The organism is Synergistaceae bacterium (assembly GCA_017450125.1).
Taxonomy (GTDB): Bacteria; Synergistota; Synergistia; order Synergistales; family Aminobacteriaceae; genus JAFUXM01.
In genome coordinates this window covers 113,868-136,511 of sequence record JAFSWZ010000040.1, presented here as the reverse complement: position 1 = coordinate 136,511, position 22,644 = coordinate 113,868, and the positions used below count along the sequence as shown (strand labels likewise).

Sequence of the window (22,644 nt, the reverse complement as noted above, 5' to 3'; positions counted from 1 at the left end):
GTTAATCTATTTTCCTGAGTATGTAGGCGTTGTTGGCGGGCTCTACCCTGACGATTTCGGCATCAAATTCATCACCCTTGCCTACAGAAGGGACTGTCTCCCAGCGCACTGACATTCCGCTGGTGTCTCCGATGATTACGCAGTCAGGCTTGCCGTTCTTCTTGAGCTTCCTGCAGAGCACACGGACTTTCTTCGGCGCGTCCTCTGAAGACGTTTTGCCTCCGGCGTTCTGCTTCGTGAGGAGTTCCTTCTGTCTCTTCGTAAGCTCAAGCTCCATTCTGCCATAGCCGGAACGCGTTTTGCCCCCTATGCCGTAATTCTTCAGTGCCTCGCAGATAAGTATGAACACGAAATCAGCCCACTCTTCCCGCGTTTTGGGGTCAGGGTCTTCACAGGCTATCCCTATCTCGAATGTTCCACTGACATGCAGAAACCGAACAGGTACAGGCTCGTCGAAGTCCGAAGGCACATCCTGCCCGCTGTGATGAGGAGTCATAACGTCGTGCTTCAACGCCCCCTTTATGCTCTCGGGCACAAGCCACGCATCATAGAACCTGATGAACCCTGCCTCCTGCTCCTTGTCGTCGGAATGTCCGAACAGCAGGCCGTACAGCTCGGGCTCAATCACTCCTGCGGCGTAATGTGCTGTTATGCCCTTGATGGACGAGCCGGGCAGCATCGGAATCCCGTACGTCGGATTGAGGGTTAAGCCTGTCTCGAGGACATTAGACGAACCCAGACCGGCAATCAGCGGCTGTATAGTCTTTGCGCGCTGGAATGTTACTGTTTCTGCCAAGACCTCACGCCTGCTCGTGAAGGCTTCCGTGTAGAGAGGGGCTGCTTTGAGTGCCGCCTTCTTCATTGCCTCGAACAGGGCAACACGCAGTTCTTGTACACGCGTTGATGATTCGCCCTGCATTCCCTTGACGTAGAGCTCCTTGACGTAACGCGACATAATCAGCGAGGCATTAGCACCATTCTCCAGCGCAAGCCCGTCAAGTTTTTTGCGGCAGCTCCTCACTAGTCATCTCCTCCTCCCGTTGCCTGACAATAACGCTTCAGCCACGACGCAGCACTAAGCGCGTGAAGCGTCATCCTCATGTAGTCGTTGAGTTCTGCACGGCGGCTCTCTGTCTCGAGAGGGCAGGAACTGTCTGCCTTCGCAAAAACTGCGTTGATGTCTTCAAGGTAATCCTTCCTCTTCTTGGCCTGCGCAAATGATACCGCCTGAACGAGCCCGCACGTGTGTATCATTGACGGGAAAGACAGCGCAAAGCTCTTGTACTCCTTGAAGCTGTCCTGAGTACTGCGCTCCGAGATTCGGGCGAACGCCTCCTGAGACATTTTCTGCTCGTTAGTGATTATAGGCATGATTATTCACCGTCCTCAAAGATGCACCGTGCAATTCCCTTCCCCGTCGATGCCTTGCCTCCGACCTGAAGGGTGAGCGGTTCGGAGCAGAAAGCCTTGATGAGTTCATCCGGCGTGAACTTTCCGCCGTAAACCTTGTCGCACCACACGCGCCCCGCCAGCAGAGTCTCGACCGGCAGAGCTTCCTCGTACCACAGAGCTTTACCCGCCGCAGTCCCGGTCTCGGGGTCAATCTTTATGCGAGCGTTGACCTCAGTACCAGACTTGCAGAGGAACGTGAACACATCATCGCTGACAATCACGAAGCGTTCACAGAACATCCCGCGCCATGCCTCTTTGCCCTCGAACACGGAGGCCGAAACCCTGCGCGCAAGGTCTCCCACTGCACTGCTCGTCTTCGCGTCAAGGTCAATATCTTCGAGGTATATTGTAGTCTCCTCTCCGGCAAGCAACGACTCTTCCGGCATTACGGCTTCATAGAGCGCGAGGGGCTCGTCAAAGGTGATGCCCATTCCGAGACGTTCAAGGCAGAAAGGAGAGGTTACCCACGCAAAAGTACCGTAGAAGCTCCGTACCGGCATGCAGAAAATATTTGCGTCCGTGAAGACCAGAGAGCCCGCAAGTGCCGCATCATCTCCTCCTGCACCGAACGCCGCAATCTTTTCGGGAGTCGTCCTGTTCTTCTCCGACGCGTCAAAGTGATCCGCCATTATTCCCTTGATGCTCGAGCCGGGAATATAAGGCCAGTCCGTAACTTTTTCCCGAGCTACCGGCAAATCTATATAGCCGATGCCTCTTCCGCTTCCGACATGAATCGGCGTAACCGCATGAATCCAATAACGAATTTCCATCCCTCAAACCCCTCCTAATCTTCCAGTCAGGCCAAGCCCGAACCCGTCATTAATGTCCTGAATGTCATCGCACACGGACTTTAACCACACATCCGACGCGCGGATTTCACCTTCAAGCACCTTGAAGAAGTACACGCTCCCCGCAGGTACTGCCCTCCTCATTGGCTTATGCTCTCCCTTCTCGTAATCCCAGCCCGAGACTGCCTGCCAGCGGTCAGTTACCGCCGAGAGAAGCTGAACCTTTGCCCTTGTGCCGGGAAACTCTCCCGAGAGATCCCCGAGAGTCAGCCAGCCCGGAAGCCAGCCCTGCGCGAAGATTGCCGGTGTCGCGAGCACGAGCCTGAAGGTTTCATTGATAGCGTAAGTTTGCGGGAGACCTTCAGGGTATGACCACAACGCATTATCCTCATCACAGCGCGTGAAGCCCGCAAGCCGTCTTTCTCCGCCTAAAGGTGCTGTGAACTTTTCCGGCAGAGCGTCAGTGCCTATGTCGATGCTCAACTGTCCGAGAGAGAGCCCGCCGTCATTGTGCAGGAAGTCAAGCCCTGTCGTCGTGAAGAGCCGTCCGTCAGCGGAGTCATTACCCGCCGCGCCGGTTTCTGGGATTATGCTTGCGTGAGTACGTTCATCACGTGCAGGTGCTGAGAGCGTCTCCGATTCATCAAGCGTAAAATCCTTTCTGTCGTTGAGCCATTCGGTTATGAGTTTGCGGCTCCAGAAGGCTTTGAGCTTGTCGGGCTTGAACTCTCCGTCTTTATCCAGAGCACAGGGCATTAATCCTTCAAGCGGCATATCTGCTCCCGAACCTTCGGGGAATTTCTTCATGTCGAGAGGCCTGAGCCTGAAGATTTCACCCTTGCTCACTACAATATCAAGCGGTCGAGGAAAATACATATCTCCCTTGAACAGCGGAAACGCTCCCTGAACCCTCACTCGCCGCAGCGCAGACGTGTCCGGGTTTGCGGAGGACTTCCAGAGGACGGCTCTCACTGCTCCGGCTGAGGCTGTCTGCGGAATCCACGAGAGCGAATGCATACGGCTTCCCGCACCGAACGGACGCGCATCCCTCATTATGAGAGGCTCAAACGGCGTTATCCTGTACTTCATGCTTCTCCCTCCTCTACTGGCACAGCCATTCCGCCGCAATCAGCTCGTCCGCAAAGAGCCTCATTGATTCGGCATCGTGTACCTTGAAGGCTATGTAGCTGTTCACGAGCTTCTTGTCCTCGTCGGACAGTGATATATCCTTGCGCCGGAATATCCTCATAACGTCAGAAGTTACCGCTGTCTTCAGCGCGTCTCCTGCTTCCCAGTTGTCATAGAAGGCCGCGTTTTCCCTGAGTTCGTAGGGGAACTTTGCGGGTATCTGCTCGCGCGTGAACCTGTCCGCAAACCACATCAGCCGTTCGTCGAGGGACATTGCGGAAAGTTCTGCGCCGTCTCCTGCTTGCGGCTTCCACTGTTCACGCACTGTGAAACCTTCGCTGCCTCTGGACTTTATCGACACAGCAAGCCCGTCCCGGTCTTCGCCCCTCTCGTCTGCCTTGCCGTCTGCTCCCTTCTTGGCCGCAGTCTCAGCGTCCCTTCCCCACTGCAGCAGCTGCGACAGGTCTTCTTTGGCGTGAGCAACCGACAGTCCGACGGACAGTGAAGCTCCGTAACCTCCCATAATCCTGCCGAACAGTTCATGAAGCTCGCGGACGCAGGGCATAGCCTTATTCAGTGCTATGAAGGCCATAACGTCGTCTCCGCCTGTGTAGATGCACTGACCGCCGAAATCACTAACAACTTCACGTGCCTTCCCTGCGAAACCCGACAAGTCCCGCGAAAACTTCCTGTGCTCGTCCGCAGTCGTCATCCTGCCGAGTGCCGCACCCATCCTGTCTCCGTCAGCACATATGAACGCCACATAGTGTTCACCGTCCTGCCCAGAATCAATTGCCGCATCAGATACGGGCATGAAACGCTCATCGTCCTTGCCGGGTACGCGCTTGATGAGTCCGATTGCGTCGAGGGATTCACCGCGCTTTATCCTGATGTCTCCCGTTACGGCCTCAATGTTCGCGATGTCAGCTTCGTTGAGCCTGTGCCTGAACACGCTCTCACGCAGTCCGTCAAGCGAACTCTTAGGGACAGGAGCGGGGCAGGGGGTAGGCGCAAAGTTCCGAATGTTCTTCCTCGCGGCCAAGAGACGGGCGACGTTGTGGCGGGCCTCGTAGTAATTCCCGTTCACAATGGGTGTCCACGCGCTGTAGAACTCTATGATGTCGTTAATCTGGCTGTTCCATCTCGTCCAGTCTATCCAGCCCTGCATCCTCCTGAACGTTCCCTCAGCAAAAACTTTCAGCCTCTTCACCGCCGCTTCACGAGCAAGACGCGCAATCTCCCTGAAGTCGTGCTCGCCCGTGAACTCCGCAAGAATTACGTTAGCGACGCTCAGCGGAGAGTTAGGGGCAAGCTCCTTCTTGTCCGTTACGCTGGGGAAAATCAGCGTTCCTCCGTTTTCCATCACAGAGAGTGCGGCTGCTTTGGCGAGTTCAGAGAGCATCATTGAGCCGAACCAGAGGTCGCGCATCCTTCTTGCAGAAGCTATGAACTCCTGAACAGGCCCTATCGATATTTCGAGAAGGTAATCACTCATATTTCTTGTAACCCTCCCTGTCTATGTGCGTTACGAAGCCGGATATTGCGTCAAGTTCTCCCTTCATCGGCGGAATGCTGCTGTAGATTGCCCCGCGCCTGTCGGGAATGTCAGCTCCAGTAAGCCCCTTAGCCTTCAGAGGCTTCGTGAAGACCTCGTCAGTTACGGGCAGGAATATCACCGCCGAGAACCAGCCTTCGGACGTACGGAGTGCCTTAGTGATGACGGGGCTGGCCATTCTGCCGGGATTGTCCTTGTCGCGGCTGTCGCGTGTGCCGAGAATTACGCCGAACTTGTCGAAGTTTATGGGCATACCGAGCGCGGCCTTCGGAGCTAACAGCCGGTCTGTGCGGTGATTCTTCACATCCTTGATGGATCGTGCTTCCGGCCACTGTGATGCTTCGCGCATGTCGCCCGTTCCCTTCCTGTAAGCTCTGTAACTCTTCAGAGCCCCAGTCCACGCGGTTTTTGCGTCAGCCTTCTTAGTCCAGAGCGTGATGCCGGTACAGCACTTCATGACTTCCGAGAGGGGCAATAATGCTCCATCAACGCACCTGAGCGAGCCGCAACCTCTGCGTGTCCTTGCTCCTATTCCGCCGAAATACACCCACGCCGACACAGCAAGACGTACCTTGCGCGTGTACTCTTCGGGGTACGTCAGGGACAGCCTGAACTTCAGCCCCTTGCTGAACACTGCTTCATTCATCGTCTTCAAGACGGGGAACAGCGCATAGCCCTCAAGTGATGAAGGCGTATACTGCGGAGGACTCTCCGGCGGAAGTACGAATGCCGGAACGTCAGCAGAAATTTTCCCCGCCTTGTCCGTGCTGCCGAAGAGCTCAGCTTCTCCGTCGAGCCCGAGCATCCTGAACCAGTACCGCAAGTGTCCGCGAATCGCCGGAACTCTCACGGGACGTGCGCGGTCAACATGCCCGGCCTCATAGCCTCCGCCGGTCATTGGTGTTATTGTCTCTAGTGTGAATGTGTCTGTGAATGGTCTGCTTGCTGCTGAAACTGTCGGGGGTGATGCGCTTATGTGCTTCTTGTCGAGCCTTGCTGTAATGCTCCGCAAGATTAAGCCCTCCCTTCTACTTGTGCCCTATCCCCATGTCTATATCATCAATGACGAGATTATTTCCCTCCCAGTGGCAGAAACCCCGCTAGCCTCCCATGTCGGGCCAGAGGTTGAACTCATGAGTCGACGGAGGACGCGGGTTGTCGATGAGCGGACGGAAATTGCAGCTCCTGAGGAACTCTCCCTTGTCGATCTGCCTCGAGAGCTTGTCGACTGCCTGATTAAGACGCATAATCCTGTCAGGCATCATGAACTTTGCGATGTCGTACACCTTCTGCGTTATCACTATGCGTTCAGAGAGAGGCTCAAGCACTCCCCCGCTGTATGCGCTGTGCTGTACGTCCTCGAAGATTACCCTTCCCCACGCCGACAGCGAACATCTGCCGTCAAGAATGTCCAGCAGAGTCTCGGGGATTCCTGCGCACTCCGAACGGTCAAGCGGTTCTTTCTGCATCAGCCTGAACTTCCCGAAGTTGTCGAGCACGGACTGCCGGGCCTGCGCGTTGAAGTCTGCGGGGATTCTGGGGATTCTCAGAAGCTCGTTGCTCGTCTCGAAGATGTATATAGTTTCGTCGGCGTAAAACATCCCCAGCGTCTGCATGTAGCCCTGCAGAGCCTTGAAGCCGCCGATGGGGTTGAAGATAACCCTGTAACCCTGCGACCTGTAGCCGGGAATTGTGTCCGCGCACCACTGAACGAGGTTATTGATGCCCATCTGGAACTCTTCAACGTTGCCGATTCTGAGATCCTCAACGGGTACGAGGTTCATGGTGATTCCCTTGTTCTCTGCCCACAAACGCAGAAGTTCGGCTGCAGAGTGCCCCAGATACGTATCCGTGTGAATGAGGTAGTGTTCATCCTGCTTTGCGTCGTCGAGTCCTGCGCCGCCGCCGTAGAAGCCTACGAAGCCGTTAAGTTCTGCGGAGAGTCCGCGCGTCTCGTCAATCGAAGCATTAAGCATCTTGTCCAGCTTTGCCGAAACTATGCCATCTACTCTCGAGAGTTCTTCGGGCGTGAAATCTTCCTTCCTGCAGTCAGCCTTGTCGTAGAGAAATTTTTTGTCCGCCGGACTCTCTCCGTTCGTGAGCGTACTTGTTCCGCATGTCGAAACCGTAAGTGTCCTCACTGAGTAATCATCTCGCTTTCTGTCTGTATGTGCTTTGCGTCTCCCTGACGATGACGCTTGCTGGAGAGACGCTTAACCTTTCTGCGCGTTTTAGTCTTTGAGGCCGTGTATACCCAAGAATCATTCTTCACACGGGGCTTCATTGCCATCACTCCTTAACTATACAGCCCCATCCTCCGCTGTTCTTTGCGCCGAGCCCGCAGTCTAATGCAACCTGCAATAACTCTTCATCACCCTCAAGCCTGAACTTTCCCCACCAGCCTTTGATGGGGAACGAGCTTTCACGGTCATACATCGAGACTCTGCGCTTGGGTTCACCGAGAGGAGTTATCCTAAAGTCTCCGGCGGGTGCTTCGCGTTCCGGGTACAGTATGCTGAACTTACGCAGAAGGTTTGCGTGAATGCCCTCCTGAAACTCCGGCTGATTCGGCGAAAGATATTCCGTGTAACGCCGTCCGTCTTTCTCCGCAGATATGTAGCAGGTTATCGGTGAAAGCGTGCGTACTGTTATGCGTGTACTTCCTGCCGTATAGCGTTCGGTCTCGAGCTTCGAACAGAGAACGTGATTATTCCCCACACGTATATCTTCGCGGCCAAGTGCGCAGGACGTGAAGCCCTGTATCAGGCTATCATGAGGAGTTGAAACGGTGAGCCGTACAGGAAGGGGGAAGAGTGCAGTTCTGTCGCCGAAAGTCGGACGTGAATCAGCTGCCGGCCATCCCATAGCGAACATCTTGAACGTTCTGCCGTCAGAATCATAGCCCTCATCGTGGAGGTACGCTGCTTCTTCCGGCGGGAGGAGTGAATACAGAACGGACTGGAACAAATGAAGGTTAGCAGAGGGAAGGCGCATGAATTTTTCTGTCCGCGAAGTGAACCAGAAAGTTATATGCATTGCTTTGCTCCTCCGTGAAATATGCTTATGGGATGCGAGTATTATACCCCATCCATCCGCCGGATACACAACGGAATCTGTAGCCCAGAAATTTCATCCTGCCCGCGTGAGTGATTAAGGTCTTGGCCTCGTTGATGCGGAGGGTCAAATCTCCTTCGAGGAACGGCAAAATGTGCTTTAAGGCCTGCCAGGCTGATGCTTCACTGCGGCAGAATATGAGCATGTCATCAGCATAGCGCACGAAGTTTTCGCCCCGCCTGATGAGCTCGCAATCAAGCTCGTTAAGCATGATGTTGGCGAGGAAGGGGGAGAGAGGTCCGCCCTGAGGTATTCCCGTGCTGGTGCGGATGAGCCTTCCGTCTTTGAGGAGGGGAGAATTTATGCAGTCCGCGATGAGGGAGATTAGGCGTTCGTCGCGAATATCCCTGCTGAGAATCTGCAGGAGTCTGCCTCTGTCTACGCTGTCAAAGAACTTCTCGATGTCCATATCTGCCGCCCAGACGTACCCTGCATTGAGGTAGTCGAGGCATCGTGCTACTGCGTCCTGAATGTTCCTTGCGGGTCTGTAGCCGAAGCTGTTGTCGGAGAATGCGGGTTCGTAGAGGGGCATAAGAACCTGAACGATTGCGCGCTGAATGAGCCTGTCTGTTGCTGTGGGAATGCCGAGCGTCCTAGTGCCGCCGTCAGGCTTGGGGATTTGGACGTACCTGAGGGGCTGAGGTGAGTACGTGCCGGAGAGGACGGAGTATCGGAGTTGTTCTCCGTGTGTGCGGAGGAAGGAGAAGAGCTGCCGGGTGGTCATGTTGTCGATGCCGCGTGCGCCTTTGTTGCGGGAGACTTTGGCGAAGGCGGCATTGAGGTTGTCTGGGGACATAATGAGCTCGAGCAAGGGGATGCCTCCTTGATGTTGTGTTATGTGTTGGGAAATAGCAAGAGAATGTAAGTATTCCTCTAAGGAAGGTTCGGTAACATGTACTGCAAGAGCGAGATCGTCGTGGACGCGGAGTTTCAATTCCTCTAAGGAAGGTTCGGTAACCGTACAAAGTACGCAGAAGGGCAGCCAAACGTCTGGTTTCAATTCCTCTAAGGAAGGTTCGGTAACATTGTAGGAGTGAGGTCGTTGTCGACGCAACGAGTTTCAATTCCTCTAAGGAAGGTTCGGTAACTCGAGCAGTTCGACAAGCCAGCAGTCGAGAAGATCAGTTTCAATTCCTCTAAGGAAGGTTCGGTAACGACAAAGTGCTTGCGCGCCAACAGTTTCCGTGACATGGTTTCAATTCCTCTAAGGAAGGTTCGGTAACTCTTCGCACCCTGCCCCGTTACTGTGTTCGTGATTTTAGCACTCTTGCACGAATTACGCAATCTCTTCATCGCCAAATCCATAAACCCGCACCATTCCCGCAAACCTCTTCCGGCACACCGTGAGTCGCTCTCGAGAAAAACTCAATTCCTCGCTCAGCAGTTCTGCGCATTGGTCAATACGTAGTCCCCAAACACCACCTAAACCCTCACCACGTCTGCATCGTAAAATTGACTTTTGAGGAGTCGACCTCCTCAGGCTTCCCTGACTTCTTTTGACCTCCCACCTCCCCGACGCTTCTCCCTCGTCCTCTCAGCCTCACAGCCCAGAACATCACAATCATTAATCACACGCACAACCCTAATCCCCATCATCCAGACTCCTCCTCCCTACCACTTGATGATAATCTTCACCAGCTCAGCAATAATATCGCCAAGCCCGCCGTCATCCCCACCCGTCATCAGACCGCCGCTCTCCAGCATCTTCATTCATCATTCCTCCTTGATTTCAGCTTCCGTAAAAATTACTGGAAGTTTTGGTGAAAATGCAAATAAATGCGTTTTAAGGTACAATACACATATCCATTACACATTACAGTTAAGGAAGTGCCAGCTTAATGGGCAGAGATATTCTCATGATATGTACTACCGGGACTTCAGCATCCTACCTCAAAAGCTGCAAGTCTCTCGACGAAAAGGATGATGCATCAATCCTTCAGGCTATCCTCAGCATTCCCGGCAAAGACGGCGAAAGAGTCCCGATGATCGAGCTCATGTCTGACCCGCAGGGACATCATGACGCAATGAATGATGCGAACTTCGGGGGCTCGCAGTTCTTCCCGAGCGCGGAATTACAGACCATACTGCGCTGGCTCAAGGACAAAGCTCATGACATTGACCGCCTGAAAGTGATTATGCTTCCGTCGCAGGTAGAAGACTCAATCTTCACCGCCAAAGTTACCCTCCTGTGTCTCGAGCACCTTCACCCACTCTACAGCAATATCACCCTCATCGACGGAGAAACAATCCCCCTGCCTCTTCTTGTCGACAACAGAGAAGACTTCCTCTCTACCGTTGCAAACCTATTCGGGAAGTTCGACGAGCTTATAGAACGTGAAGGCAGCAAAGGCCGCGAAGTCATCATCTGCTCAACAGGCGGCTTCAAGTCCGTTGCGGGGTTCGCGATGCTCTATGCTCAGCTTCATTCTCTGCCGTGCCTGTACTCGTTTGAGAAGAAATTTTCGGAAGCATACGAGGTTATGAGCCTCCCTCTGGGTTATGCCTATGCCAGAATGGACGAGGAAATCAACATGCTCAAAGCCATTCACAGCAACGCCGCCCCCAACACAGAGGCACTCCCGCAGTGGGTAAAGGACTCCAAGCAGTTAGCCGGAGCACTCCTCGACAGCTACAATCAAGCCCGCGTAAAACCCTACGGCACAGGAGAATACCTCTTCAACCGTCTGCGTGAATGCCGGGACGGAGACGAATGGGCAGACTACCTCCAAAATCTTTTGGTGAAGAACTGGGCCAATCTCTGGCTAGGAGACCAGATACCCGAAACAGTAGAGCACAGCCGTCGGCACTCAAAGCGTCTAATGGAACTCGCCGCAAGCCTTTTCCGCTGTGCAGGAGACAGAATGCAGGATATAGGTTTCACACGCGATGACCCGAAGCCCTTAGCCCTGCTCATAGCGTCGATATACCTTCACGACATAGGACACACCGCGCTGTCTTATCCAGTTCTAGCTCCTGATGACAGCATTGAACGCGCAGACATCTTCCCGCTCGGACTGTTCCCCTCAGCAGTGAGAGAGCTCCATCACCTTCTGACGGGTGAAGTTTTGGGGAGAACTCCAGAACGTTACTTCGGAGAGAGAAACCCGAAGCGTGAAGTCCTTGAACGTTTCGTGCCCCTCATTGCCGCGCATCACAGAGGCTACACCGTGCTCGCGGGCGGCGAAACATCGTCCCCGAAGAAGCGCATAGTTCAGGCTGGTTATCTGCTGTTCGGAGAGGAGAAGTTCACGGAGACTTTGAGGCCTCTTCAGGACAGAGCAGAAGGTGCGGAGGACGTGCAGAAGCTACTGTGGGTTACGGCACTGCTCAGGATTCTTGACGGGTGCGACGTTCAGTCAGACAGAGTCATAAGCCCCGAGTATCTGGACTACAGGAACAAACGGAGTGCTGACGAAGCAAGAATGGTACGCGCTGAGCTTGAAGGGTTCATGCGTTTTCTGCCCGCCGGACTCAGGGAGAAAATCAGGGTGCTCGACGCAGAAGGAGAAATCAGCGGGATTTATGAGGATGTGTTTGCGGGATTGACGGAACTTAAGGAGGAGCATCGTACATGGAGGAAGGTACAGGCTGAGGCACTCCCTAAATTTATGGCGTTGTCCCTCGCGAATCGTCTTGCGTTCAAGAAAGAGCAGCATAATCATTTCAGCAAGCACAAGTGCATAAGGTTCGTCCTGCCTTCAATGAATGAGAAAGATAACACAATCACTATTAACGTTTTTCCGAATGATGAAGTAGATGGTTACACAGAAGCAGCTTTGAGCATATCTGATGACATCAGAAAGGAGTACGAGGCGGTGAAAGAAGTACTGCGGGGCTTCCCTGAGTTTCTCGCAGAACCTGTAGGAGGCAGAGCATGAATATTGATGAGGTTATAGCAGTTGTTCGGAAAGCATCAGGTATTGACGCAAGGGAGATTAGTTTTTCGACGGACGGAGGGAGTACGCTTCTTGTGCTTGAGCTTGCGGGGCAGGAGTTCGCCGGTCTTGCGGCCAAGTACGGCACGGAGGATAAGTTACTGCTACGGTGGCTTCTGCCTGAGAGCGACGGAAATTCGTGCATCGTCAGGGACGCACTGAGCGGAAGGACGTACACCGCAGGAAGCATCTTCCGCCGTCCCGAGTTCGCGCCCGGCAATCATGCTCTGAATCTGTCCCCTGACCTTGACGCTGAAGGCAGCTTCGCGGGGTCTTCGTGGCTTCGTGATGTCTGCGAGAAGTGGAAACGTTTTGCGGAGGACATCAAGGCATCAGGAGAATGCACGCTCGATAACTTCATTAGGCTTGAAGCAGGGCTGAACGCGTTTTTCACCAGCGCACGAGCACGGAAGTCCGCAGGTTTTGCGCCGGATGCCCCAAGCGAGGACGCTAACCCTCTGCTTGAACTCGAAGCCAAACGTCAGGTTCTCATAGACTGGCCCGCAAGAACATTAGGCCGCCTCAGAATCCCGCATAAATCGCACAGAAACAGGTTATGCCCCTTCCAGACTCCCGAGTCCAAACGTACAGGACTTCAGCTCACGCTTGCTGCCGATGCCTCGATAAGTGAAGGTACAATCCGCGCGGGAAGGGCTATGCTCTCTGCGGCTGTGGGGCTGATACCTTACCCGAACCACACGGACGGCCCGCGTCTCATGATGGGCGGCAAGAACATGAAGCAGGCAGAAACAGGAACAGCTGGAGCAGAAGCCCCGATAGTGCCGGGATGTTATGAGGGCGAAGCGATGAGCGGTTTTCCCGTGTTCAACAGGAACAAGAAGGCGGGAAGGTTTTTCCCCTATCTCGGCTTGAACGCTCTGACGGTGATTATGCCGTTCGACGGGTACACGTACGAAGATGGAATAGTCATCTCCGAATCGCTCGCTGAAAGGCTGTGCATCCCTGAAGGACATTACAGGTATTCGCGCGTCTTCGACGTTGTGCTGATGAAGCAGGAGCTGGAGGAGGCTGGCATAACTGACCTTGAAGCTCAGGACTTGGCCGGACTGTTCGGAGACGCTGGGGGCAGAAAGTGCATTTACGGCGACCTTCTCCCTGAACCGCGCGTGAAGTTTTACCGCGACGGCAGGCAGCTGGAGTGGCGGGAAAGATACCGGCATCACTCGCCCGGCATCCTCGAGAGCGTGAAGGTGAAGTGCACAATAACAGGAGACTCGGGCAGAAGCGACAAGGACGCAAAGAGCTACGAAGCAGAACTGTCCGTGTCGTGGAATTTCCGCGTTGTCCGGCGAATGGGGCTCGGCGACAAACTTACCGGCAGGAACGGCAACAAGGGAGTTGTTACGAAGATACTTCCTGATGAGCTTATGCCTCATGTTCACTTCAAGGATGAAGTTTTGCCCGCCGAGCTGATTATCTCTCCTGCGTCGGTGATTGGCCGAAAGAATCTCGGGCAGATCTGGGAGATGATACATTCACTGCTCGCACTTAAAGGTGGCGCGGAGCTGGAGGAGTTTCTTGATGATGAGGACATAGACATAAAGAATGAGCCTCTTGACAAAATACCGGGCTTCCGTGAACGTCTCGGTGAGTTTCTCGCGGAAACAGGGTGCGACGAGTCCGGGCTGTTCAAGGTTACGCGTGAGGGGCACGAAGACACAAAGGCTTTCGCGGGGTGGCAGTACTTCTGCCGTCTTCACCATCACGCGTGGAAGAAGCTGCAGGCTCGCGGCGGAAGGGATGTCCCGTACAGCTCTCTAACCGGCCAGCCCCTGCAGTGCGGAGCGTTGACCGGGCAGCGGATGGGCGAGATGGAGAACTGGTCTCTTCTGAGTCATGGTGCGGGAGAAATCCTCTCTGACATGCGCAGGAATTACACCGGGAATTTCGCTACGACTCGGGAGCTCCTCAGAAAAACCCTGCGTTCTCTGGGCGTAATCATGACGGAGACAGACTCGGGGCTTGAGTTCCGTGCGCGCAATGATGAGGATGATGCGGGGCTCAAACGCGAGCCGGTGGAATGGGCATCAGTCCGTGATGGGAGCGAGCCCTTCTGCATACGCATAAAATCCGGCAAGAAGGACGGTGAAATCTCGTGCAGGGCATTGGCGGAAGACATACGCAGCAGGCTCAAGGACGGGCACACGGCACGAAGGCTTGACGCTGTCCTGAAGGATGAGTGTTTCTTCAACCCTGACGGCAGCATTCACGCTGAACCCGACATAATCAGGGGCTGGGACATGTCGAGGCTTCTCCTGCAGTTCTGCATGAACGGTTCAGATTTCAGGAGGGCAAAAGCTCTCGCGGATTATCATGAAGGTTTGATGAAGATTGTTTCGGGCAAAAACGGACTGCCGAGAAGTTATTTTGCTAGGCGGCGTTATGACCATTCAGGGAGAGCAGTAATTGTCCCTGAACCGTCATTGATGCTTCATGAAGCATTTATCCCAGCCGCAATGTTAATCGAGCTTCTTGACGGCTACAGTTTTAACTATGTATGCAGACTTCCCGAGAGAGTACGGGATTTTGACGCGCTCAGAAGAATCTTCAACGATTACGACGAACGCAGAGACGAAGCCCGTAACTTGGCGGGAGAGTTTGACGAGTTCCTGAAAAGTGCTGAGGGGGAGCTGTGGTGCTTCATGATACGTCAGCCCAGCCTTCACCGCCACAGCGTACAGTCCTTCAGGTTAAGGTGCTGGGAATTTCCAGTAATAGGCATTCCTCCGATGGTTACGCCGGGCTTCAACGCGGACTTTGACGGCGACACAATGGCTGTCTTTCTGCCTCCGTATGACGACGCTAAGGACTTGCGCCCCTTCTCGGTCATCAATAATCCCGGTCTCGTAGGAACAGGCGAACCTGCGCTGGCTTCCGGCAAAGACATTGCGCTGGGCTGGAAGGGTACGGGGAAGTTCTCTGAACACCTGGATGAAGTACTGAGCGATATAGCACCTCTGAGCTTCGAGGAGAGGAGCAGAACACTGCAGGAGCTTCAGGCACAAGTGATGCGGGAGTCCTACGGTGCGGCGACGTTAAGCCCTATGGACTGCGAGAGGACGGCAAGCCCTATAGGCAAAATAAGCATGATGAAGGACGAGCCCGACACGGACAAGGACGGGCTGAGCATTGACGACAAGGACAGCTTCAAGAAGGAATACATAGCCGGTAACCTCTGGGAGGGCTTGAGCGATGATGAACTGTTCATGTACAGCTACCCGTCGCGCTACTCGATGGCACAGAAGAAGTTATCCGTTGCTGAGGCTGGGTATCTCTCCCGTCTTCTAGCAGAAAAGCTCTACGAATACACCGTGAGCATTCCTGACTGCGGGACAAAGAAGGGGCTTGAGGTCTCGTACAAGGACGGAAAGCTGTACGTTGACGGAGTCGCAATGCCTGAAGCTGATTTTCCACGCGTCTTGTGGGGCAGAGTCTTGGCCGGAGAGAGTGAGTGCCTTGACGTTGAGGCTGTAACCGAGAGGCTGAAGGCGGGGGAGACCGTGATAGTTCGTTCGCCGCTGACCTGCAAGGAACGCAGAAGAGGGCACGTGTGCTCGGCGTGTTACGGTGCTGATGTTGCAGGAAGGCCGTACAGAAGGCCAGGGCCGGTGCGTGAAGGTTTTGCGGCGGGGCTGACTGCGGCACAGGCAATCGGCGAGAGAGGCACTCAGCTCGCAATGAAGAAATTTCACGATGTCGGAGGAAGCACGCCGGATGAAGTTACGGTGAAGCAGGTGCAGGGTGTCCTGATGAAGAAGCACACTCTCAGCGACACAATCACTGCTATTCTCTGCCGTTCGTCTAACATGAAGCAGGCACTTATACATTTCGAGGTTGAGGCGGCGTACACAAAGCAGGATACAGGGTTCTTGTCCGAACTTGCGGGCGAGAGGGTATCGCTGCTTCTGCGGTCATTGCGCAAAGGTGCGAAGAGTGATGACTTGTCAGGCATAAAGAGCCGTCTTCTGTGGGAAGGAGGAGATGAGTAATGCCGGAAATTCTTACGCATTCACAGACAGAACGCGAACGTACCGGCAACATTGAGCGTTTATCGTTCGGCGGGACAGATTACATGCCGGACAACACAGCACTTGAACAGCCGGAACTTGACCCTGAGGACGACATAGATTTTGAGCCGGAAGACCCGACAGACTACGAGGACGAATATCATTCTGACGACGAAACCGGAAATGACAATGAAGATTTCCGGCGCAAGTCAGTAATCCCGATCTGGATGCTTTGCGGAGACCAGATATTGTGGTCAGCCCTGTACTACCGGCCAAGCTCGAAGCTCCCTCCGCGCGAATACCTCAGGAGAAGGCTTCAGTTATTGCTGGGGTTCTTGTCGCGCGAGTTTCCCGGCCGGAAGCCGGAAGAATTACTGCTGAGCCTTCGGGGATTCTTCACGCAGGATGATGAAGGCGGCGGATGGATGGACACCCTTAAGACGGTCGGAATAGTCTGCGGGGGGCAGGTTCTGCCGCTGGGGAAATTCCGTGCGGGAAGGGGCAAGGGCAAACAGCCGGAAGGAGGCTCAATCCCTCTGCCTGAACACTTGGAGTATCTGTGGCTGTCCCGCGAGCTCGAGCATCACCCCGAACCGAATCCGTTGGACTGGCGGAACTGCAAGAAATGGCTTCCTGAAGGCTTGCGTGAGTTTGCCCGCAATATCAACACTTTCTGCGCAAAGAACTTCGGACGCGAGGACGACGCAGAAGACGACGGCCGCAGGAAATCACGCGGGCGGGGATTAGGCATCAAAACCGTAAATTTCTCGTACAACGATGATCCGACAGTAATGCAGCGCAAGAGGCTCGGGGGCTGGAAGAAGTGGCTCGAGAAACAGCAGGAGGGCAGTCATGAATGATATTGATGTGAGGGTGTGCTACGCGTATGACATGAGCGCGCAGGTTGAGGAACGCCGACAGTTCAAGGCATTACTGGGTGAGATTCTGGAGGGTCTGAAGGCCGGAGGGAAGCAGGAATTTTTTGCGTTCAGCGGGAAAATCAGGAAGTCGGACATAACGGAAGCAGACCTGATAATAGGCGACCCGTCGCACAACAGCTTCAAGTGGATAAGTCCCGCCGAGAAAGAGTCCATGCAGCCCGTGCCAGCACTGATAATCCTATCTTCCGACGTTTGGAGCAGTGATATAAACAATGTCTTGATGAACCCTGTGTTCAACGTTATGGGAGTCTTCAGGCTGGCCAAGCTGTTAGGTGAGGGCAGAGACCCTGAGGACTTCGGTGAATTTGCCGGAGTGTTCAAGAAGATTCTTCGTCAGGTGCTGAGGAAGAAGGCCGGGCTTCACGAGGAAGATTTGTCCAAGCCCACAGACTGGAAGGCAAAGCTGGACTCTGGGTGCAGTACTGATTTCGTCAGCCTGTTTTCTTCGCCGTCAATGCAGCTGATGGCCCGGCGGTACAAGGATGCCGTCCTCGACATAGACACGCCCGAACTCCGCAAGGTACGCTCGCAGCACTTCAGGAGCAGCACGATGTCCGAGCGTCTCTCGGAACTCTCCGGCTTCGGTTTCGGGAAAAATGCCCGCGTGCCGTCAATGCTGATACTCGGAGAGACAGGGTGCGGAAAAACTCTCCTTGCCACAGCCGCCGCAAGCGTGATAATGCACAACCGTCCCCTTACGAAGATAAACATTGCCTCCTACACTAAAGACTCTGTTGATGCGGTTCTGTTCGGTTCGGTGAAAGGTTCGTACACCGGCTCAATAACTGACAGGCTGGGAATATTCATAGAACATTGCGGTGAAGTTGTGTTTCTGGACGAGATTGGGGACATGGATGCGGAGATTCAGACGCGCCTTCTGACATACATGGACAATGGAAACGTTCTGCCGCGCGGAATGGACAGGCCGGTTTGCGTTCCGTGCATACTGATAGCCGCGACGAACAGGGATGTTAGGCACGATCCGTCATTCAGGAAGGACATAGTGAACAGGTTTGAGCACGTGATAGAGATACCTGCACTGCGCGAGAGGAAGCAGGATATACGTCTGTTAATCAGCATGGTGCTGCAGGATGCGAGGATTAACCCTGCTTCGCCGGACGGGAAGCGCAGAGCTGAGAGGATAAGCCTTGATGCGATAGAGTACATAGAGGGCAAGGACTTTCCGGGAAACTTCAGGGAATTGCGGTTCTGTCTGTCGCAGGCTGTGAACAAAGCGTATTCTGAAGGGAGCAGGTGTATCTGCGTCAGGCATTTGGCGTGAGGGATGCCCTTAGTTCCTCGCGGATTGACGAGATGCTGATAATTTCGCCGTCTCTGATTACGTGCCACACGTCGAAGCCGTTGACGCGCGAGGCCTTGAGATTCTTTGCCTGTGCCGCGCAGGTGTGGATGTCGAGAACTTCACCGTGATACATCAATTTTCCGTCTTCTCTGAGCTGTGCGCACGGAGTCCCGTCCTTGAGGCAGAAAGATTCTCCGACAGTGAAAGCTCCCGCGTCAATCATCTCCGACAGAGTTACGCGCATAGGTTTGAGGTCGAAGTCTGCGCGGGCAATCTCCGAGTCCTCAAAGCTTACTGCATTGAGCCGTCTTTCTCCGTGTTCGCAGTAGAGTTTCTCTCTCTCTATCATGATGTACCTGCGCCCGAGTTTCTTGGCCGCCGCCGCGGTGGTCATTGTTCCGCCGAAAGGATCTAGCACGACATCCCCCAAACGTGATGAGATTGCGATTATGCGTTCCAGCAGGGCTTGGGGCTTCTGGGTGCTGTGGAGCTTTTTCCCGTCTGAGCCTTTGAGCCTCTCTCTTCCAGCACAGACAGGGAACGTCCACACTGAGCCAAGCTGTTTTCCGCCGTTGAGGTGCTTGGCTGTCTTGTAGTTGAAGGTGTAGCGGGAGAACTTGTCCCTGACTGCCCAGATTAGAGTCTCGTGGCTGTTGTTGAGCCGTGAACCTCTGAAGTTCGGGACTGGGTTTGACTTCTGCCATATTATGTCGTTGATGAACCAGAAACCGAGCTCCTGCATTACGCTTCCGAGAGTGTAGATGCACTGCATAGAGCCTATGACCCAGATTGAGCCGGAGGGTTTGAGGAGTCTGCGGCATTCTGCAAGCCACTTTCTGGAGAAGTCTGCGTAGTCCGCGAGGGAGGCGAACTTGTCCCAGTCGTCCGAGCAGCCCTGAAACTCCGAGCCTTCGGGTCTGTTAAGGATGCCGCTGGTCTGCATGAAGTAAGGAGGGTCGGCGAATATCAGGTCTACGTACTGGTCGGGTAGCTGTTGCATCTCGCTGATGGTTTCGCCGTTAATGATTGTATCGCACATTAATGAAAACCTCCTCGTAAAATTAATGAAAGTGTTGCTATAATTTTAGCATCATGAAGAATTACGAAGACTTTGCTGATGAACTTAACGCTAAAATCAAGTCTGATGATGATTTCTGCTACGAACTGCTTATAACGGTCATAAGGAATCCTCAGAGATACACGGGAATATTCCGTGTCAGCAACGCCAAAACAAAACTAATCCAGAATGTTACGCAGAGCAGAGAAATAAAGTTCGGCGACTTCATGGAAGACTTAATCACGTGGTATATATCCGAAATGGGTTATGAGAACCTTGATAAGCACATATCGAATAACCTCGAGGCAGACCAGCTTTTCAGGAAAGGAAGAGCGGTTTACCTGATTGAGCAAAAGATTCGTGATGACCACGACAGCACGAAGAAGCGCGGGCAGTATGACAACTTCCGTTTAAAGTATCTGGCATTGCAGGAGAAACACCCTGACTGCGAAATCAACGCGGTTATGTGGTTCATTGACGGCAGCCTCAGGAAGAACAGGAAGTACTACCTTGAACGTGCAGAGGCAGAAGCTGGCACAGGCATAACCATTCACATCATTTATGATGGAGAATTATTCACGGGGATTTTTGCACGCCCGGATGTCTGGGAAGAACTCTGTAGTCATTTGGCTCGCAACAAACTTGATCGTACTGATGAAGTGCTGAGTATTCCAGACTTTGACACCAGCTCGGAAATTCTGCTGGCATTGATACGGCTCAAGACAGAACAGAGGAACTTGTACGAGCGGCTGTTGTCATCACGCCCTGAATACGTTCAGCTACGGGCAGAGCTGTTCCCGACAGGCACAAACCTCAGCCTTTCACAGACCAAATAAATCCCTCCCGCATCGTTTCAGCAGGAGGGACAAAGTTACTCTCTCTGTTACGCGATAACCAGCAGAATATCTCCGGTGCTCACGCTGTCTCCGCTCTTCACGCGGATCTCCGTAACCTTCCCTGAAGCCGTCGCAAAGACCTCGTTCTCCATCTTCATGGCCTCGAGCATCAGCACAAGGTCTCCGCTGTTCACGCTGTCTCCGACGTTGACCTTGACGCTGAGAATCTTTCCGGGCATCGGTGCCGTAACCGTCATTGCGTCGTCCGCAACAGGTGCAGGAGCCGCAGGAGCTTCAGCCGCCGGTGCAGGTGCAGGTGCCGCCGCAGGAGCTGCTGCCGGTGCAGGAGCTGCCGCCGGTGCAGGTGCAGGAAGAGCCGCGCCCGCCCCGAGTGCCTCGACCTCCACAGTGTAGGCCGTGCCGTCTACTATTACTCTGTATTTATTGCTCACGATTCTTATTCTCCCTTCGTTGTTGTTAGTTCCACTTGCGGGTCAGCCTGTTTGCGTTCAGATTAAGCATTCCCGCCGCCTTCCATCTTCTCGTCCAGTAATCCCCGCCGTTCATTCCCTGAACCTCAGGCGTAACTGACAGGATACGGAAATCACTGCTCCCCGTGAACTCCACTATAGCCGCAGTGATCGCCGCAACAATCTTCGCTTTATCCGCAGAAGATGCCTTCGTCAGTACAGGCTTGGGGGCTGGAGAGGCTGAAGGCTTGGCGGGAGCTACATCATTTTTTTTTTCCGTGCCGCCAGCGAACAGCCTCATTCCGTAGATTACTCCCGTGAGCACTAACAGTACTCCGAACACTATCGAGAATGCTACGATGCTTACATTAATTGCTCCTGCTATTCCCTCGAAATGCATTATCCTTCAACCTCCTTTAGTGCGGAATTACTCCGTGCTTCTTGGCCGGACGTGTCTCGCGCTTGCTCTCCATTGCCGCAAGTGCCATGCACACACATTTGCGCGTCTCCTCAGGAAGTATCACGCAGTCAACATATCCCCTCTCTGCGGCTCTGTAGGGGTTGGCGAACGCCTCACGGTACTCGTCGATCTTCTCGAGCATCTTCGTGCCGGGGTCAGTCGCGCCGTCAATCTCCTTCTTGAAGACGATTCTTGCGGCACCTTCAGCACCCATGACCGCGATTTCTGCCTGAGGCCACGCCAGAACCACATCAGCACCGAGCGACTTGCTGCCCATCGCGATGTATGCCCCGCCGTAAGCCTTGCGCATCACGACCGTTACCATCGGGACGCTGGCCTCGCTGTAAGCGTAGAGCATCTTTGCGCCCTGACGAATTATGCCGTTGTGTTCCTGGTCTGCGCCGGGCAGGTAGCCGGGAACGTCGACAAATGTAACTATCGGGAGGTTGAATGCGTCGCAGTGGCGCACGAAACGTGAAGCCTTGTCCGAAGCGTCAATGTCGAGGCATCCCGCAAGAACGTCTGCGTTATTCGCGACGATTCCCACAGCACGCCCGCCGATGCGTCCGTAGCCGATAACGATGTTCTTTGCCCATCCGGCCTGCACTTCCGTGAACTCTCCGTCGTCAAGCACGCGCGTAATCACCTCGTGAACGTCGTAGCCCTTATTGGGGTTGACGGGAACTATTCCGCGAAGTTCAGGGTCTGCACGGTCAGGGCTGTCCGCTGTGGGCTTGAAGGGTGCGTCGTCAAGGTTGTTCAGCGGAAGGTACGACAGAACTTTACGAACCTGCGCGAATGCCTCTGCCTCGTCCTTCGCCTCGAAGTGCGCTACTCCGCTCTTGGTGTTGTGTGCTTCTGCTCCTCCGAGCTCCTCGCCGGTGATTGCCTCGCCCGTTACTGCCTTGATGACTTCAGGGCCGGTGATGTGCATTACACTTTCTCCGTCAACCATGAAGATATAGTCAGTGAGTGCAGGGCTGTACACCGCTCCTCCGGCTGTAGGGCCAAGTATCACGCTGAACTGCGGGATTACTCCGCTGGCGAGAGTGTTGCGCTTGAAGATCTTTCCGTAGCCGTTCATCGCGTCAAGTGCTTCCTGAATGCGCGCTCCGCCCGAGTCGTTGAGGCCGATTACCGGGCATCCCATCTGCATAGCCATATCCATAACCTTGCAGATTTTGTCCGCGTGCTTCTCGCCCAATGACCCGCCGAACACCGTGAAGTCCTGGCTGTACACGAAGACTTTGCGTCCCTCGATTGTGCCCCAGCCGGTTACTACCCCGTCCCCGAGAGGCTTCCTCTCTTCAAGGCCGAAGTTGGTGCACCTGTGCGTAACAAACTCGTCGATCTCTACGAACGAACCCGGATCAAGAAGCTGTGCCAGTCTCTCGCGGGCTGTACCCTTGCCTTTGGCCTTCTGCTTGTCAACGGCTTCTTTCCCGCCGCCGGACTGTGCAGAAGTACGCTTCTCGGCAAGCTCCGCACAAAGCTCTTCTATAGTACGAAGTCCCATAATCCGACAAGTTCCTCCTTTATGTGTGTTGTGTGTAAAATTTTTGGATGCAAGCTAGAAT

19 protein-coding genes and 1 CRISPR repeat array are annotated in these 22,644 nt (G+C 54.1%); of the genes, 5 read left to right on the top strand and 14 right to left on the bottom strand.

The genetic code is table 11. The features are described from left to right. Window position 1 precedes the first annotated feature (1 nt). From cmr6 to ltrA, 10 genes are all read right to left on the bottom strand, one after another. Window positions 2-1,021 carry a type III-B CRISPR module RAMP protein Cmr6 gene (cmr6, locus tag IJT02_10015; GenBank protein MBQ7545261.1) on the bottom strand — a complete coding sequence of 340 codons (1,020 nt, stop codon included), beginning with the start codon at window positions 1,019-1,021 and terminating at the stop codon, window positions 2-4. Continuing rightward, window positions 1,021-1,371, bottom strand: a complete 351-nt coding sequence (locus IJT02_10010) for a type III-B CRISPR module-associated protein Cmr5 (GenBank protein ID MBQ7545260.1) — start codon at window positions 1,369-1,371, stop codon at window positions 1,021-1,023. Before IJT02_10010 ends, cmr6 begins: the two co-directional genes overlap by 1 nt. Before the next feature lie 2 nt (window positions 1,372-1,373). Then, complete coding sequence (gene cmr4, locus IJT02_10005; protein MBQ7545259.1) at window positions 1,374-2,222, bottom strand: type III-B CRISPR module RAMP protein Cmr4; 849 nt, start codon at window positions 2,220-2,222, stop codon at window positions 1,374-1,376. A gap of 3 nt (window positions 2,223-2,225) precedes the next feature. Further along, complete coding sequence (locus IJT02_10000) at window positions 2,226-3,329, bottom strand: type III-B CRISPR module-associated protein Cmr3 (GenBank protein ID MBQ7545258.1); 1,104 nt, start codon at window positions 3,327-3,329, stop codon at window positions 2,226-2,228. A gap of 13 nt (window positions 3,330-3,342) precedes the next feature. Continuing rightward, window positions 3,343-4,863 (bottom strand): type III-B CRISPR-associated protein Cas10/Cmr2, encoded by a 1,521-nt coding sequence (gene cas10, locus IJT02_09995; GenBank protein ID MBQ7545257.1) that lies wholly within the window; start codon window positions 4,861-4,863, stop codon window positions 3,343-3,345. Next, the gene (gene cmr1 / locus IJT02_09990; GenBank protein MBQ7545256.1) at window positions 4,856-5,935 is read right to left on the bottom strand and encodes a type III-B CRISPR module RAMP protein Cmr1; all 1,080 of its coding nucleotides are present in this window, start codon (window positions 5,933-5,935) and stop codon (window positions 4,856-4,858) included. Before cmr1 ends, cas10 begins: the two co-directional genes overlap by 8 nt. An 88-nt stretch (window positions 5,936-6,023) precedes the next feature. Continuing rightward, window positions 6,024-7,064: a CRISPR-associated protein gene (locus IJT02_09985; protein ID MBQ7545255.1), complete on the bottom strand. Its 1,041-nt coding sequence runs from the start codon at window positions 7,062-7,064 to the stop codon at window positions 6,024-6,026. Continuing rightward, a complete protein-coding gene (locus tag IJT02_09980) occupies window positions 7,061-7,207 on the bottom strand; it encodes a hypothetical protein (GenBank protein MBQ7545254.1) in 147 nt (48 codons plus the stop codon). Before IJT02_09980 ends, IJT02_09985 begins: the two co-directional genes overlap by 4 nt. 5 nt (window positions 7,208-7,212) lie before the next feature. Continuing rightward, window positions 7,213-7,959, bottom strand: coding sequence for a CRISPR-associated endoribonuclease Cas6 (cas6, locus tag IJT02_09975; protein MBQ7545253.1), 747 nt, complete (start codon window positions 7,957-7,959; stop codon window positions 7,213-7,215). 25 nt (window positions 7,960-7,984) lie between these two features. Further along, window positions 7,985-8,848, bottom strand: coding sequence for a group II intron reverse transcriptase/maturase (gene ltrA, locus IJT02_09970; protein ID MBQ7545252.1), 864 nt, complete (start codon window positions 8,846-8,848; stop codon window positions 7,985-7,987). A 50-nt stretch (window positions 8,849-8,898) separates the two neighbouring features. Further along, window positions 8,899-9,260: direct repeats of the CRISPR family, unit length 31 nt; unit sequence GTTTCAATTCCTCTAAGGAAGGTTCGGTAAC. A gap of 615 nt (window positions 9,261-9,875) precedes the next feature. Here ltrA and IJT02_09965 point away from each other — a divergent pair. Genes IJT02_09965 through IJT02_09950 form a run of 4 tightly spaced genes read left to right on the top strand, consistent with a single transcriptional unit; the run spans window position 9,876 to window position 18,223 of the window. Next, window positions 9,876-11,915 (top strand): hypothetical protein, encoded by a 2,040-nt coding sequence (locus tag IJT02_09965; protein ID MBQ7545251.1) that lies wholly within the window; start codon window positions 9,876-9,878, stop codon window positions 11,913-11,915. Continuing rightward, window positions 11,912-15,982, top strand: a complete 4,071-nt coding sequence (locus IJT02_09960; GenBank protein MBQ7545250.1) for a hypothetical protein — start codon at window positions 11,912-11,914, stop codon at window positions 15,980-15,982. Before IJT02_09965 ends, IJT02_09960 begins: the two co-directional genes overlap by 4 nt. Further along, window positions 15,982-16,860, top strand: a complete 879-nt coding sequence (locus IJT02_09955; GenBank protein ID MBQ7545249.1) for a hypothetical protein — start codon at window positions 15,982-15,984, stop codon at window positions 16,858-16,860. The genes IJT02_09960 and IJT02_09955 overlap by 1 nt, the downstream gene beginning before the upstream one ends. Continuing rightward, window positions 16,853-18,223, top strand: a complete 1,371-nt coding sequence (locus tag IJT02_09950; GenBank protein MBQ7545248.1) for a sigma-54-dependent Fis family transcriptional regulator — start codon at window positions 16,853-16,855, stop codon at window positions 18,221-18,223. Before IJT02_09955 ends, IJT02_09950 begins: the two co-directional genes overlap by 8 nt. Here the strand turns inward: IJT02_09950 and IJT02_09945 are convergent. Beyond that, entirely contained in the window at window positions 18,207-19,283 is a 1,077-nt protein-coding gene (locus IJT02_09945) for a site-specific DNA-methyltransferase (protein ID MBQ7545247.1), read from the bottom strand. The genes IJT02_09950 and IJT02_09945 overlap by 17 nt on opposite strands. Before the next feature lie 53 nt (window positions 19,284-19,336). On the opposite strand from IJT02_09945, the gene IJT02_09940 reads away from it, so the two are divergent. Further along, window positions 19,337-20,137 (top strand): hypothetical protein, encoded by an 801-nt coding sequence (locus tag IJT02_09940; protein MBQ7545246.1) that lies wholly within the window; start codon window positions 19,337-19,339, stop codon window positions 20,135-20,137. 47 nt (window positions 20,138-20,184) lie between these two features. Here the strand turns inward: IJT02_09940 and IJT02_09935 are convergent, their stop codons facing one another. From IJT02_09935 to IJT02_09925, 3 genes are read right to left on the bottom strand one after another with little or no spacing between them, the layout of a single operon-like run. Further along, complete coding sequence (locus IJT02_09935; protein ID MBQ7545245.1) at window positions 20,185-20,589, bottom strand: biotin/lipoyl-binding protein; 405 nt, start codon at window positions 20,587-20,589, stop codon at window positions 20,185-20,187. Window positions 20,590-20,614: 25 nt separating this feature from the next. Beyond that, window positions 20,615-21,007, bottom strand: a complete 393-nt coding sequence (locus IJT02_09930) for an OadG family protein (protein MBQ7545244.1) — start codon at window positions 21,005-21,007, stop codon at window positions 20,615-20,617. A 16-nt stretch (window positions 21,008-21,023) separates the two neighbouring features. Then, complete coding sequence (locus IJT02_09925) at window positions 21,024-22,583, bottom strand: methylmalonyl-CoA carboxyltransferase (GenBank protein MBQ7545243.1); 1,560 nt, start codon at window positions 22,581-22,583, stop codon at window positions 21,024-21,026. Window positions 22,584-22,644: the final 61 nt, after the last annotated feature.